The 13,822-nt window shown below is 72.1% G+C and carries 12 protein-coding genes; 7 read left to right on the forward strand and 5 right to left on the reverse strand.

Annotated elements, in window-relative coordinates; all coding sequences use genetic code 11:
• Window positions 1-62: 62 nt before the first annotated feature.
• The 3 genes from AB0D57_RS35035 to AB0D57_RS35045 are packed head-to-tail and all read left to right on the forward strand — an operon-like array spanning window position 63 to window position 8,060.
• The gene (locus AB0D57_RS35035; RefSeq protein ID WP_362082609.1) at window positions 63-3,401 is read left to right on the forward strand and encodes a hypothetical protein; all 3,339 of its coding nucleotides are present in this window, start codon (window positions 63-65) and stop codon (window positions 3,399-3,401) included.
• The gene (locus tag AB0D57_RS35040; protein ID WP_362082612.1) at window positions 3,398-7,453 is read left to right on the forward strand and encodes a CHAT domain-containing protein; all 4,056 of its coding nucleotides are present in this window, start codon (window positions 3,398-3,400) and stop codon (window positions 7,451-7,453) included. Before AB0D57_RS35035 ends, AB0D57_RS35040 begins: the two co-directional genes overlap by 4 nt.
• A 49-nt stretch (window positions 7,454-7,502) precedes the next feature.
• Entirely contained in the window at window positions 7,503-8,060 is a 558-nt protein-coding gene (locus tag AB0D57_RS35045; protein WP_362082614.1) for a hypothetical protein, read from the forward strand.
• A 155-nt stretch (window positions 8,061-8,215) separates the two neighbouring features.
• Here AB0D57_RS35045 and AB0D57_RS35050 read toward each other — a convergent pair whose 3' ends face one another.
• Complete coding sequence (locus AB0D57_RS35050; RefSeq protein WP_362082617.1) at window positions 8,216-8,410, reverse strand: DUF397 domain-containing protein; 195 nt, start codon at window positions 8,408-8,410, stop codon at window positions 8,216-8,218.
• The gene (locus tag AB0D57_RS35055; protein ID WP_362082620.1) at window positions 8,392-9,225 is read right to left on the reverse strand and encodes a helix-turn-helix transcriptional regulator; all 834 of its coding nucleotides are present in this window, start codon (window positions 9,223-9,225) and stop codon (window positions 8,392-8,394) included. Before AB0D57_RS35055 ends, AB0D57_RS35050 begins: the two co-directional genes overlap by 19 nt.
• A 115-nt stretch (window positions 9,226-9,340) precedes the next feature.
• On the opposite strand from AB0D57_RS35055, the gene AB0D57_RS35060 reads away from it, so the two are divergent.
• The 4 genes from AB0D57_RS35060 (at window position 9,341) to AB0D57_RS35075 (ending at window position 11,608) form a co-directional block, all read left to right on the forward strand.
• Window positions 9,341-9,547 carry a hypothetical protein gene (locus AB0D57_RS35060; RefSeq protein ID WP_362082677.1) on the forward strand — a complete coding sequence of 69 codons (207 nt, stop codon included), beginning with the start codon at window positions 9,341-9,343 and terminating at the stop codon, window positions 9,545-9,547.
• Window positions 9,544-9,759, forward strand: coding sequence for a hypothetical protein (locus tag AB0D57_RS35065; protein WP_362082623.1), 216 nt, complete (start codon window positions 9,544-9,546; stop codon window positions 9,757-9,759). Before AB0D57_RS35060 ends, AB0D57_RS35065 begins: the two co-directional genes overlap by 4 nt.
• 190 nt (window positions 9,760-9,949) lie before the next feature.
• Window positions 9,950-10,696 carry a DNA repair protein RecO gene (gene recO, locus AB0D57_RS35070; RefSeq protein WP_362082626.1) on the forward strand — a complete coding sequence of 249 codons (747 nt, stop codon included), beginning with the start codon at window positions 9,950-9,952 and terminating at the stop codon, window positions 10,694-10,696.
• A gap of 66 nt (window positions 10,697-10,762) precedes the next feature.
• Window positions 10,763-11,608: an isoprenyl transferase gene (locus tag AB0D57_RS35075; RefSeq protein WP_362082629.1), complete on the forward strand. Its 846-nt coding sequence runs from the start codon at window positions 10,763-10,765 to the stop codon at window positions 11,606-11,608.
• Window positions 11,609-11,667: 59 nt separating this feature from the next.
• Here AB0D57_RS35075 and AB0D57_RS35080 read toward each other — a convergent pair whose 3' ends face one another.
• From AB0D57_RS35080 to AB0D57_RS35090, 3 genes are read right to left on the reverse strand one after another with little or no spacing between them, the layout of a single operon-like run.
• A complete protein-coding gene (locus tag AB0D57_RS35080) occupies window positions 11,668-12,084 on the reverse strand; it encodes a transcriptional repressor (RefSeq protein ID WP_362082632.1) in 417 nt (138 codons plus the stop codon).
• A gap of 58 nt (window positions 12,085-12,142) precedes the next feature.
• A complete protein-coding gene (locus AB0D57_RS35085) occupies window positions 12,143-13,045 on the reverse strand; it encodes a metal ABC transporter permease (RefSeq protein ID WP_362082635.1) in 903 nt (300 codons plus the stop codon).
• The gene (locus AB0D57_RS35090) at window positions 13,045-13,812 is read right to left on the reverse strand and encodes a metal ABC transporter ATP-binding protein (protein ID WP_362082638.1); all 768 of its coding nucleotides are present in this window, start codon (window positions 13,810-13,812) and stop codon (window positions 13,045-13,047) included. Before AB0D57_RS35090 ends, AB0D57_RS35085 begins: the two co-directional genes overlap by 1 nt.
• Window positions 13,813-13,822 lie beyond the last annotated feature (10 nt).

Genomic DNA, 13,822 nt, shown 5'->3' on the forward strand with positions numbered 1-13,822 from the left:
TCGTACGACGCCACGACGCCCGGCAGCGCGCCGGGCACCAAGTACCCCTTCGAGGACCCCGCATGGCCGACAACTCGACCGAGGAGCCGACAGGCCCCGCCAAGCCGCCGCGAAAGCCACCGAGCCCGCCGACCCGCAAGCAGCGCTCAGGCGCTCCACCGCCGAGCCCCCAGACCCGCTTGCAAGGGACGGGCTCCACACCCCCGAAGCCCGACACCCGCCCGAAGCCCGACACCCGCCCGAAGCCCGACACCCGTCCGAAGCCGGAGACCCGTCCGAAGCCCGACACCCGTCCGAAGCCGGAGACCCCTCCGAAGCCCGACACCCGCCCGAAGCCCGAGACCCCTCCGAAGCCCGACACCCCTCCGAAGCCCGCGAGCCCCCCGACCCGCCAACAGGCCAAGGCCCCCGGCGCCGTCCCCCCGAGCCCGCGCACGCGTAAACAGCGCCCCCCGGCCAAGCCCGCGAACCCCGACGCCCCGCCCCGTGTCGTCCACCCCCGCCACTCCGACCCGCCCACCCGCCGCGAGGCCCACAACACCGCCCGCGCCGAGTTCCCCCAGGCCCTGCTCGACCGTTACGAGCCCCACAACATCGCCGGTGCCGGCAGCGAGGGCACCGTCTGGCACGTGCGGCGGCTCGCCGACGGCACCGACGCGGCGGTGAAGATCGCGCACCCGGGCCAGGCCATGGACATGGACACCCTGGAACACCTCGCGACCCCCGAGTTCCGCCGACACGTGCCCCGCATCCACGAGTTCGGTGACATCGCGATCGGCCCCACTGTGTGCGGCTGGGTGGCGATGGAGTATCTGCCCCTCACGTTCGAGGACCACCTGGCCCGGCGACTGCGCGACGGAAAACCGCGCGAGGACCGGGCGCAGACCGAGCGGACCGTACGTGAACTCGCCGAGCTGCTGGACTTCTGGCAGACCCGCATCGACCGCAACCCCCTGGACCTGAAGCCCGCCAACATCCTGGTAAGACCGAGCAACGGCGGTAAGAGCGGCGGGAGGAACGGCGGCCGGTTCGAGCTCGTCGTCGCGGACTTCGGCGGCGTCGCACGGTTCACCGCGAGCCAGAGCTACCGCGACTTCCAGATCACCGCCCTCTACATGGCGCCCGAACAGATCGTCAACCAGAACCTGAAGGCCACCCCCTGGTGGACCCTCGGCCTCGTCCTCTACCAGGTGTTCACCGGACGCCCCCTCTACGTCCTCAGCGACGACGCCCTCATCACCGACGAGGCCTGGACCAGGCGACTGATCCTCAACAACCAGGTCGACCTGTCCGCCGTCACCGACGCCCAGCAGAACCTGCTGCTCCAGGGCCTGCTCACCAAGGACCCCGACGACCGCTGGACCGCGGCCGAGGTACGCCGCTGGCTCAAGGGCGAACAGCCGCCCGTCATCCGGCCGGAAGCCCCGGCCGCCGAACCCACCGCCCGCCACGCCAACCGACCCATCACCTTCCGTGGCACGACCCACCACGAGGCCGAGAGCCTCGCCGCCGAGATGGCCCGGCACTCCGAGGAGGCCGCGGAGTGGCTCATGGGCAAGGACGGCCCACGGCTGGCGGCCTGGCTGCGCGACGAACTCAAGGACACCTCGTACGACAGCAGTCAACTGCTCGCCCTCAAGCGCGACCCGGTCCGCGCCGCCGTCGCCGTCCTCGCCTTCGTCGCCGTCTTCGCGCCCACCGCGTCACCGCAGTACCGGGGCCGTCGCGTCGACGCGGACGGCATCGCCCGGATCGCCCAGGGGCAGGGCGCGGTCGCGTTCGTCGACGAGCTGCTCAAGGCGAAAGTGCCGACCATCGCGGCCGGCTTCCGCTGCGCCCACCCCGAATGCGCCGAGGGCCGCTGCGAGGTGCTGCGCACCCTCGACAAGGAACTGCCCGACACGATCGAGGAGGTCCGCAACCGGGCCCGTACGCTGGGCCGCCGGGGCGGCAACGGCAACGGCGGAGACCTCGACGCGCGCGAGACGAACGCCGCGTACGGCCTGGCCGCCGCACTGATCGCGCACCCCGGGCAGCGCGGGCAGGCCCTCCGCCCGCTCACCGGACTGCCCGCCCCGCTCGCCTCCCTCGTCGCGAAAGCTCCGGTGGGTGTGCTCGCCGTACTGGCCGGACTGGGCGCGCTGCGCCACCGGCTGGGCGCCACGCTGAGCCGCCGCGGGCAGGACGCCGCGTTCCTGAGGCGCTGGGCCGACCTGCACCGGCGGGCGGCGGGCGGCGACGTGCGGACGGTATCGGGCCGGGCGGCACTGGTCGCCGCGGCCGTACTCCTGCCGCGGGTGCTGCGCGCCGACGCGATCGGGCAGGACCACGCGGTCACCCTCGGCGAATGGTGGTCCACCGCCTGGCAGCCACTGGCACGGCGACTGGCCGCCGCGGCCGCGCTGTTCGCGATGCTCTGGCTGATGATCTGGTCCGGCGCGATGCTCCGGTTCGTCCACGACACCGGGCTCGGCTGGGACGCCCTGGACCCCGCCGACACGCTCACGGCCCCGCTCGCCCGCGCCGCCGACGCCGCCGCGGCGACCCAGACCGGCCTGTGCGCGGTGGCGCTGGCCGGCGCGGTCGCCTTCGCGGCGGCCCCCGCCCAGGTCTCCGCACGCCTGCTGCCGCTCGGCGCGGCCCTCGCGGCGTACGTCGGCTACGCCCGCCCGGACCTGCCCCCGCTCGATCCGCTGCACGCTCCCGACTGGCTGACCGAGCGCATGCGTCACCTGCTGGGCGGCTGGCACAGCTGGAACGGCGTCACGGCGCTGCTCTTGCTCCCGGTGGCCTGCCTGCTGCTCATGAGCCTCACCCGATGGCTGCTCGGCCAGGCCGGCGCCGCGGAGGGGGAACAGACCAGGCTCCGGCGCCAACGAGCCGAGCAGCGCCGGGCCCGCGCAGGCCTGCCCCGGCGCCCGTACCAGAACCCGACGCGCTGGCGCACCGGCCCGCTCGGTACCCGGGACCGCGCCCTGTTCGCCCTCGCCGCCCTGCTCACGCTGGTCACCCTGTTGTGGGCGGCGGTCGAGGTACGCGTCGCGTTCACCGGGGAGCACCCCACCCTCGCCTCCTGGGGGACCGGGCAGCAGGGCGCCTCGTACCAGTCGCAGTACGTCCTCGCCTGCGCCGGAGCCTGCGGGCTGGCCGCGCTGGGCTCGCCCGCCGCCGCCCGCCGGGTGCTGAAGTGGGCCGCCGTCGTGGTCGTCGCGCTCGGCCTCTGGCCGCCCCCGGTGGAGCCCGCCCGCGCCGTGAGCATGCCCGTACTCCCCGACCTGTTCACCGAGTTCGCGGCCACCTGGGGACACGCGTCGTTCTGGGCAGCCCTGCTCCTGGCCCTGCCGCTGAGCCTCTACGCGGCCGGTTTCGCCGTACGCCGCACCCGGCGAGCCGCGCGATGACCATCCCGCCCGCGCCGGTGGCCATGCCCGGCTCCCCGGAGATCGCTCCCGGCGCCGGACCGCTCGAACTGCTCGACCACGCCGAGCGGTTGCTCGAACACCATGACGAGCAGGATCGCCCCGAGGAGGCGGGCGGTTCATGGCGGCGGTGTCGGGACGTGTTGCTGCGCGCCCGGGACCTGCTGGAGCGGCAGGCGGCCGACGCCGACCCGGCCGCGCTGGCCCGCGCCCGGTTCCTGCTGGGTCTCACCCTCTCGGTGGGGTACTGGCAGGCCCTGGCCGGGCACGGCGAGGCCTACGGCATCCAGGATCCGCCCGCTGTCCGGCGCACGGCGGCCGACCTGCTCGACCTCGGCCGAGCCACCCTGCCGCGGGACACCGAGGCGTACCCCACCGCCTGCGTACGCCTCGGCCTGCTGCTGCACGCCCGGTACGAGGACACGCTCGCGGCCGAGGACACGCTCGACGCCGACGACGTCGAGGACGCGCTCGCTGCCGAGGACGCCGGGGACGTACGACAAGCAGCCGTCCCCGACGCCCGCCCCGACGACCTCGACCAGGCCCTCACCGCCTTCGACGACGGCATGCCCTTGCTCGACGAAGACCTCCACCCCGGCCTGTTCGTCACCTACGGCTGCGCGCTCGCCGACCGCTACGACCGCGACCGCGCCCCCGACGACCTGCGGGACGCGGCGGCCGTCCTGGAGACGGTGCTCGACGCGCTGCGCCCGCCCGGCTGGGAGCCCGCCGAGACCGGTGCGGGCTCCTGGGCGGACGAGGCCGACCAGCTGGAGATCGACGCCCGGGTACGGCTGGTCAAGCTGCTCCAGGAGTCCCCCGAGGCCGCCGACACCCAACAGGCCCACGACCACCTCGAGTTGCTGGCCGCGACCCTCCCGGACGAGCACTCCGCCCGGATCTTCGCCTCCGGCCACCTGGTCGACGTCTACCGTGAGCGCGGCGGCGGCCCCGTACGCCCCGAGGACCGCCCGGCGTACCTCGCGCGGCTGCGCGACCTGCACCGCCTTCTCGACCCTGAGGGCCCCTACCATGCCCAGGCGGCGGCGATGCTGGGCGCGGCGCTCGCGGAGCGGGACGAGTCGGCCGGGCCCGGTTCGGCGCCGACGGCGGAGAACGAGGAGGCGGTCGGGCTCCTGCGCGAGGCCCTCGACGGCCTGGCCGACGACGACGGCCTGCGCCCGCCGAGCCACGCCGTCCTCGGCTGTCTGCTGAACACCCTGCACGAGCGCCATCCCACGCGGTACGGCAACGACGAGGCCCTGCGCCACCTGGAGCGCGCCGTCGAGCTGTATCCGCCCGACGACCCGATGCGCAGCGACCTGCTCAACCAGCTTGCGCACGCCGCCATCGTGCGGGACGACCGGGGCCGCGGCGACCTGGAGGGCGTCGACCGCACGATCGCCGTGCTGAACGAGTCCATGCGGGTGCCGTCCGCGACGCCGGGCTTCGGCTCGCAGGCCCATGGGGCGTACGCCGCCGCGCTCAGCCAGCGCCACGCCCTGTCCAACTCCGCCGACGACCTGGACGCGGCGATCCGCCATCTGACGGCGGCGTTCCGGCAGACGGCCGTCGACGACGTGAACCGGGTGGTGTACCTCCAGAACCTGGCCGTCAACCTCTACCAGCGCTACCAGACGCGCGGGGACCTCCAGGACCTGGAGACCGCCACCCGCTACATGCAGGAGGTCAGGGCCGTCCTCGACGGCGGCGACACCGGCGTGCCCATCGACCTGTTCCTGGTCGAGCGGGACCGGCCGTACCTCGAACACGGCCTCGCACAGCTGCAGTTCATGCTCGCCATCAACACCCGCTCCGAGCCCGGGATGGCGGCGGCCGTCGAGTCCATGCGCCGGCTGCGGGACTCCCTCGACGAGGACGACCCGGGGCGCCTCCCGCTCGACGCGGACTTCGGCCTGATGCTGATGGTGCGTTCCTTCTACGGCGGCACCGCACGGGACCGCCTGGACGGCCTCGTCCTCATGTCGGAGACCGTGGAGGCGCTGCCCGAGGGCCACCCCGAGCGGCCCAGGCTGCTGCTGCGGACGGCGGGCGCGGTGCTGATGACGTCGTTCACGCCCTACAACAAGCGGGGTGTCGACTCGGCGGAGAAGATGCTGCGCGACGTCATCGCCGCCGTGGCACCTGAGAGTCAGGAGGGACTCCGGGCGAGCGGGCTGTACGCGATCCTGTGCCACAACCGTTTCCTCCACGCCCGCGCTCCCGCCGACGCCGACCGGGCGATCGAGGTGGCCCGCGCGGCCCGCGCACACATGACCGACCGGGCCCCGTCCCCGGTCGGCACCCTCCTCACCAACGTCCTCGCCGACTCCCTGCGAGCCCGCTCGGCCCCCGGCGACGACGAGGCCGGGCGACGCACGGGTGTCGCCGGGCTGCGCGAGGCGGCCACCGTCGTACTGCTCCAGGCCGCCGCGGAACCGGCGCTCCAGATGGCCCGCACCGCCTCCGACCGGGCGCTGCAGATCGCCCGCTGGTGTCTGGCCGACGACGATCTGGCCGGTGCCGTGGAGGCACTGGAGCTGGGCCGCGGGCAGGTGCTGCACGCCTCCACGACCACTGCCGACGTGCCCGCGCTGCTGCGCGAGGCCGACCGGACGGACCTGGCCGAGGAGTGGGAGGGCGGCGGCAGCCACCGGGCACCGGCCCCGGTCGACCTGGCGGAGGTGCTGGACGGTCCGGGCTCGCTGCTGGGCGCGCTCGGCGAGGGCGCCGAACTGCCGCTCCCCGACGACCTGCGGCAGCGTACGCTCACGGCCCTGGCCCGCTCCCGTACGGGCGCCGCCCTGATGACCCCGCCCACGGTCGACGAGATCGCCGCCGCCCTGCGCCGGGCCGAGGCCCATGCGCTCGTCTATCTCCTGCCGCCCGGCGGCGGTCGCGCCGGCACCGCGGTCGTCGTCACCCACGAAGCCGCTGTCGGCACGGTCGACTTCGGCCTGCTGCGGCACGAGGGCCTCGACGTCCTGGAGACCTACCGGGAGGCCCACCGCCGCCGCCAGGCCGCACTGGACCGACAGCCCGCCGACCTGGAAGCCCAGGAGGCGGCACACCTGCGCTGGCGCTCAGCGCTGGAGGAACTGTGCGACTGGGCGGGCCCGATGGTGATGGCCCCGCTCACCCGCTCACCCCTGATCCAGCAGGCGGGCCCCGAACCCCACCTGGTCCTGGTCCCGTTCGGCGACCTCGGCGGGATCCCCTGGCACGCCGCCCTGCTCAGCAGCGGCCGACGCCACGGCACCCGCCCGGTCCGCGCCGTCGAACGTCTGGCCCTGTCCTACGCGGCCTCCGCCCGCCAGCTCCACGAGGTACTGGGCCGCCCCCGCCTGCCGCTCGACGCCCGCCCGGTCATCGTCGGCAACCCCGACGGTACGCTGCCCGGCGCCACCACCGAGGCCCGCCAGATCCACACCGCTCTCTACCCGGGCGGCCAACTCCTCGGCAAGGTGCGCCGCGCGTCCGGCCCCGGCACCCCCGCCGAGGTACTGGCCGCACTCCCGGGCCGCGAGGGCGCCGGCGCCTCCGTCCTCCACCTGGCCTGCCATGCCCGCCCGTCCGGCAACTCCCCGCTGGACGCATGCCTGTTGCTGGCGCCTGCCGACGGCGGCACCGGACAGCTGCCGGTCCGCGAGATCCTCCGCCAGGCCCGGGGCCGCCCGCCCGGCGCCCCCGGCGGCCTGGTCGTCCTCGACGCCTGCGTCAGCGACCACGCCACCGGCGACTTCGACGAGGCCCTGACCCTCTCCACGGCCTTCCTCGCCGCCGGGGCCACCGGGGTCGTCGGCTCGCGCTGGGAGGTCCCCGACGGCCTCACCGGCCTCATGATGTACGTATTCCACGACCGCCTCCGCACCGGAGCCACCCCCGTACGGGCCCTGCGCGAGGCCCAGTTGTGGCTGCTGAACCCCGACCGCCGGACCCCCGACGACATGCCCCGCGCGATCGCCGACATCCTCCACGACGGAGATCCGGCCGCCCTGGAACTGTGGGCAGCGTTCGCCTGTCAGGGACACTAGTGCGGTTGTACGGCTGTACGGCCATGGCTGGTGGTACGGGGGAGGCGTGATGGACTCGGCCTTGACGGGCCTGCTGGTGGCGGTGGTGGGCGTGGGCGGCACGCTGGGTTCGGCCTGGCTGACCCAGCGCCGAGGTGACGCGTCCCGCCGCGAGGAGTGGGAGCGCCTCGAACACACCCGCCTCGCCGAACTCACCGCGCAGCGCGCGGAGTCGGGCCGGGAGGCCCGCCGGGCGGCGTACACGGAGTTCAACGCCGCCGCCCGCCACTACCTGGCGACACTGAACGACCACGCCCACGTCCTGCGCATCGGATACGACGCGCAGGAGTCCCTCGCCACGGTCGAGACGGCCCGCGTGGACTACCGCCGCCGGTACGCCGAGGCCCAGATGATCGTGCCGGACACGGTGCTGGCGGAGGTGAGACGCGTCGACAGCGGCCTCGGCTCCGTCTACGGCACCCTGGCCCGCCTCACCCACGGCACGGCCCGCGAGGGCGACGACCTCGCGACCGTACGAGACGCGATCAAGCAAGGCTGGCAGAACCTGTCCCGGATGCGGGCGACCATGCGCACGGACCTGGGGGTGACCGGGCCGTCCCACGGGTGAGCGCAGTCTCGGCAGCCTGGTGATGGTCGCGGTGTTCGGGGACGGGGAGTTGCGGAAGGTCGGCTGAACGGCACCGTCCCCCGCCACTGCGGTTCGGTGGGCGTTCCTCGGTGAAGCGGGCGGCCCCGAGGGTCACTTGAGAACCAGCGGCAGGGTCACTCCGTGACGGTGCCGATGAACTCCGTCCAGGCGAGGGCGCTGATGAGCAGGACGGGACCGTCCGCGACCTTGCTGTCACGGACGGGGATGACGCCGGGGACTCCGTCGGCTACCTCGAGGCACTCGCCGCCGTTGTCGTCGCTGTAGGTGGTCTTGCGCCACTGAGCGAGGCTCAGGTCGTACTCGCGCATCGTCTGTGCTCCTCCGCCGCCGATTCGATCAGGGCCAGGGACTCCGCCGGCGGCAGTGCGGCGGCCCTGAGCAGATCGTAAGTCCCTTGAACCTGCTTAACCAGGGCCGGATCGTCCAGCAGGTTCCCCGAATACACCGCCTCTGTATAGGCAGTTGCCGGGGCGTCCTCGAACTCCATGAGCTGCACCATGCGACCCATGAGGGGGTACGCCCCCACCGAGTAGGGCAGCACCTGGACCAGTACTTGCCGCTGTCGTACCAGGTTTGCGATGTGGTCGAGTTGCTCGGCCATCGCTGCGGCACCGCCGACCGGAATCTTCAGCACGTGCTCATGCAGGATCGACCAGTACACCGGCCCGGCAGCGTCGTCCAGCATCTGCGCCCGCTCCCTTCGGGCCGTCACCTTCTCGTCCATGTACTCGTCGGTGACGAAGGGGTTGCTCGCCAGCATCACCGCACGCGTGTAGGTCGCCGTCTGCAACAGGCCCGGTACGAGAGTCGGCGCGAACGTCGAGATCTTCGTCGCCGTCCGCTCGAGCTCCACCACCGCCGCGAAATAATCCGCATACCGTTTGTCATCAATCAGCTTTCGCCACGTGCGTTCGAAAAAGCCTCCGGTTTGCAGGAGTTCGTCGATTCGCTGGGCCACGTCCAACTGTGGTTTCCGAATGGCCTGTTCGAACTGTCCGATATAACCACCGGAGACGAAAACCCGTACCCCCAACTCCACTTGGGTGAAACCGGCATCCTCCCGGCGCCGTTTCAGCTCGGTCCCGAAGAACTCCCACGCTGCCTGCCGCGAACCGTTGGCCACAGGTCAACCCCCGTGCACTGCCCCGCACTTGTAGGGGGCGAAATCCTGTCGAGTGTAGATGCAGAGGGTCACACTGGGGATGCGAAGCGTGAAACTCAAAAAGAAGGGGAGCACGGTGAGGGCACAACACTCGGCGCGCTGCGTCGAAGAGGCGGAGGTCACGGTGAAGGAATTGCGGGCGGCGCTCACGAAAACAGGAATTACGTTGCCGTCACTACGTATCGACCCGGCGAGTTTGGCGCGAGAGGCGCCTTGTCCGCGGATCGAATTGGGCGGTTGTTCCGTCGAGGTCGCGGCCCGGCTCGCGGCGGCGCTGCGGTGAGGCCGCCGATCGGCTCGTACGCGGTGGACGTGCGTACCGGGAAGGTGGGCACGGTCATGGGGCACGAGGGACCGTACGTACAGCTGAGACCGCTGGGCGGCGGGAAGGAGTGGGACTGCGCCCTGGACGCGGTGCGCGCCGCGACGGCGGCGGAGCGGCTGTGCGCGGCCACGGCGTATGCGAATGCCCGCAGCCGTGGTGAGGTCCCCTGAACCCCTCCAGCGCACCCTCCTCGGAAACCGTGAACACTTTCCCTCAAAGTGTTCACGGTCTCCGGCACCCCTGGGGTGGGGGAGAAGCCGCTGTCATGACGTAAAGCGGGGCGTCCTCCGTATCGCCCAGAGCCGGGCAACCGTACGGGTCCCGCCCTCGCCCCTCCTCCCGTAGGCGAGAATGGGCCTCATGAGTCTGTTCCGCGACGACGGCATCGTGCTGCGCACCCAGAAGCTGGGTGAGGCGGACCGGATCATCACCCTGCTCACGCGCGGTCACGGGCGCGTACGGGCCGTGGCGCGCGGGGTGCGGCGGACCAAGTCGAAGTTCGGGGCCCGGCTCGAACCGTTCTCGCATGTGGACGTGCAGTTCTTCGCGCGGGGGAGTGAGCTGATCGGGCGCGGGCTGCCACTGTGCACGCAGAGCGAGACGATCGCTCCGTACGGTGGCGGGATCGTGACCGACTACGCGCGGTACACCGCCGGTACGGCCATGCTGGAGACCGCCGAGAGGTTCACCGACCACGAGGGGGAACCCGCCGTGCAGCAGTATCTGCTGCTCGTCGGGGGGCTCCGCACCCTCGCCCGGGGCGAGCACGAGCCGCACCTCGTCCTCGACGCCTTCCTGCTGCGCTCCCTCGCCGTGAACGGCTACGCGCCCAGTTTCAGCGCCTGCGTGAAGTGCGGGATGCCGGGACCGAATCGGTTCTTCTCGGTCGCGGCGGGAGGTTCCGTCTGCGTCGACTGCCGGGTGCCCGGCAGCGTCGTACCCTCGGCGGGAGCCCTCGAACTGCTCGGCGCGCTGCTGACGGGAGACTGGGAGACCGCGGACGCGTGCGAGCCGCGGTATGTCAGGGAGGGCAGCGGCTTGGTGTCGGCCTATCTGCACTGGCATCTGGAGCGCGGGCTGCGCTCCCTCCGATACGTCGAGAAGTAAGACGCTGAGAAGTAAGACGCTGAGAAGCAAGAGAAGTAAGAGCAGCAAGAAGGAGACGAGAGGCACATGGTCGTACGCGGGTTCCTGGGGCGGCAGCGTCGGGAGTACAGGGCACCGGAGCCGCACCCGTCCGGCGCCCGCGCGCCGAAGCTCCCTGGCGAACTGGTCCCCGAGCACGTGGCGATCGTCATGGACGGCAACGGCCGCTGGGCCAAGGAGCGCGGGCTGCCCCGCACCGAGGGGCACAAGGTCGGCGCCGAGCGTGTCCTCGACGTGCTCCAGGGCGCGGTCGAGATCGGCGTGCGGAACATCTCCCTGTACGCCTTCTCCACCGAGAACTGGAAGCGCTCGCCCGACGAGGTGCGCTTCCTGATGAACTTCAACCGCGACTTCATCCGCAAGACCCGCGACCAGCTCGACGAGCTGGGCATCCGGGTGCGCTGGGTGGGCCGTATGCCCAAGCTGTGGAAGTCGGTCGCCAAGGAACTCCAGGTCGCCCAGGAGCAGACCAAGGACAACGACCGGCTGACCCTGTACTTCTGCATGAACTACGGCGGCCGAGCCGAGATCGCCGACGCGGCGATGGCCCTCGCCGAGGACGTCAGGGCCGGTCGCCTCGACCCTTCCAAGGTCACCGAGAAGACCTTCACGAAGTACCTCTACTACCCGGACATGCCGGACGTCGACCTGTTCCTGCGCCCGAGCGGTGAGCAGCGCACCTCCAACTACCTGCTCTGGCAGAGCGCCTACGCCGAGATGGTCTTCCAGGACGTCCTGTGGCCCGACTTCGACCGCCGCGACCTGTGGCGCGCCTGCGTCGAATTCGCCTCCCGAGACCGCCGCTTCGGCGGCGCCGTCCCGAACGAGGAACTCCTCGCGATGGAAGAGGCCATGAAGGGCCGCCCGGAGTAGACGTGAAAAGGGGCGCCCACAGGGGCGCCCCTAAAACCCGCAGACACAAACGCGCGCCCCTACCCCTTACCGGCGGCGCACTCCGCACACGTACCAAAAATCTCCACCGTGTGCGCGACGTTCACATACCCGTGCTCCGCCGCGATCGCCTCCGCCCATGTCTCCACGGCCGGCCCCTCCACCTCGACCGCCTTGCCACAGACGCGGCAGACGAGGTGGTGATGGTGCTCGCCGGTGGAGCAACGGCGGTACACGGACTCGCCGTCGGACGTGCGCAGCACGTCGACCTCGCCGGCGTCGGCGAGCGACTGCAGCGTGCGATACACGGTGGTGAGCCCGACGGAGTCACCCTTGTGCTTGAGCATGTCGTGGAGATCCTGCGCACTGCGGAACTCGTCCACCTCGTCGAGCGCTGCCGCCACGGCGGCACGCTGCCGGGTGGAACGGCCCCGAACGGGCGATCCAGCGGTTGTCACCGTTGCCTCCTCACGTCTGCCCTTGCCGGGCCATTGTGCCAGCCCGGACTGTGCGTGGTCAGACGCCGACCTTGCGTTCCGGGCCACGCGTGGCCGGAATCGCGCACTCCGCCGGGTCCCCGGCCGCCTGCGCCGCCGCCGCGGCCCGCGCCCGGCGCCGCGCGAGTGGTGTCGCCAGCATGGTGAGCGCGATGAACACGCCGATGGTCAGCAGCACGATCGTCGCACCGGGCGGCACGTCCTGGTAGTACGACGTCACGGTGCCGCCGAGGGTCACGCTCACGCCGATCGCCACCGCGATGGCGAACGTGGCCGCGAAGCTACGGCTGAGCTGCTGCGCCGCCGCCACCGGGACCACCATCAGCGCGCTGACCAGGAGCAGGCCCACGACGCGCATCGCGACCGTCACCGTGACCGCCGCCGTGACGGCAGTGAGCAGGTTCAGGGCGCGCACCGGCAGGCCCGTGACCCGTGCGAACTCCTCGTCCTGGCTGACCGCGAACAGCTGCCGACGCAGACCGAGGGTGACCAGGACCACGAAGGCGGCGAGCACGCAGATCGCCGTCACGTCCTCTTCCGACACGGTCGACAGCGAACCGAAGAGGTACGAGTTCAGGTTGGCGTTGGAGCCGCCCGGCGCCAGGTTGATGAGCATCACACCGCCCGCCATGCCTCCGTAGAAGAGCATGGCGAGGGCGATGTCGCCGCGGGTCCTGCCGTACCAGCGGATCAGCTCCATGATGACGGCGCCCACCACCGCGACCGCCGTCGCCATCCACACCGGCGAGGTGGAGAGCAGGAAGCCGAGGCCGACGCCGGTCATCGCCACGTGGCCGATGCCGTCCCCCATGAGCGCCTGGCGGCGCTGGACGAGGTAGATGCCGATCGCGGGGGCCGTGATGCCGACCAGGACGGCGGCGAGCAGGGCCCGCTGCATGAAGGCGTAGTCGAGGATTTCCATCAGCTCAGCAGTCCCGTCCGGATGGGTTCGGCGTCGTGAGCCGCGTGCGGGTGTACGTGGTCGTGGCCGGGCAGCGCGTGCTGGCCGACCGCGCGCGGGGGCGGGCCGTCGTGCAGGACGCAGCCGTCGCGCAGGACGACCGCGCGGTCGATGAGCGGCTCCAGGGGGCCCAGCTCGTGCAGGACGAGCAGGACGGTCGTACCGGCCGCCACCTGTTCCCTGAGCGTCTGTGCCAGCACTTCCTGGCTCGCCAGGTCGACGCCCGCCATCGGCTCGTCCATGATCAGCAGTTCGGGTTCGGAGGCGAGGGCGCGGGCGATCAGTACGCGCTGGTGCTGGCCGCCGGAGAGGGCGTTGACGGAGTCCTTCGCCCGGTCCGCCATGCCGACGAGTTCGAGGGCCCGTCGTACGGCGTCGTGGTCGGCCTTGCGCAGTACGCCGAAGCGGGCCCGGGACAGCCGGCCGGAGGCGACGATCTCGGTCACCGTCGCGGGCACGCCGCCCGCGGCGGTGGTGCGCTGCGGGACGTAGCCCACGCGCTTCCAGTCGCGGAAGCGGCGCCGCGGGGTGCCGAAGATCTCGATCTCGCCGTCACTGATCGGTACTTGGTCGATGACGGTGCGTATGGCGGTCGACTTGCCGGAGCCGTTGGCGCCGAGCAGCGCGACGACCTCGCCACCGTGCACGGTGAGGTCGATACCCCGCAGGACGGGGCGCGAGCCCAGCTCGGCACGTACGCCGCGCAGGGATATGACGGGCTCGCTCACGCGGTCCTCC

Source organism: Streptomyces sp. NPDC048275 (genome assembly GCF_040652275.1).
GTDB lineage: Bacteria > Actinomycetota > Actinomycetes > Streptomycetales > Streptomycetaceae > Streptomyces.

Bases quoted from the DNA above. Each gene is read 5' to 3' on its own strand.
- AB0D57_RS35050 (WP_362082617.1), bottom strand. From the start codon at position 8,410: ATGCGCGAGTACGACCTGAGCCTCGCTCAGTGGCGCAAGACCACCTAC.
- recO (WP_362082626.1), top strand. From the start codon at position 9,950: ATGAGTCTGTTCCGCGACGACGGCATCGTGCTGCGCACCCAGAAGCTG.
- AB0D57_RS35040 (WP_362082612.1), top strand. From the start codon at position 3,398: ATGACCATCCCGCCCGCGCCGGTGGCCATGCCCGGCTCCCCGGAGATC.
- AB0D57_RS35075 (WP_362082629.1), top strand. From the start codon at position 10,763: ATGGTCGTACGCGGGTTCCTGGGGCGGCAGCGTCGGGAGTACAGGGCA.
- AB0D57_RS35035 (WP_362082609.1), top strand. From the start codon at position 63: ATGGCCGACAACTCGACCGAGGAGCCGACAGGCCCCGCCAAGCCGCCG.
- AB0D57_RS35045 (WP_362082614.1), top strand. From the start codon at position 7,503: ATGGACTCGGCCTTGACGGGCCTGCTGGTGGCGGTGGTGGGCGTGGGC.
- AB0D57_RS35085 (WP_362082635.1), bottom strand. From the start codon at position 13,045: ATGGAAATCCTCGACTACGCCTTCATGCAGCGGGCCCTGCTCGCCGCC.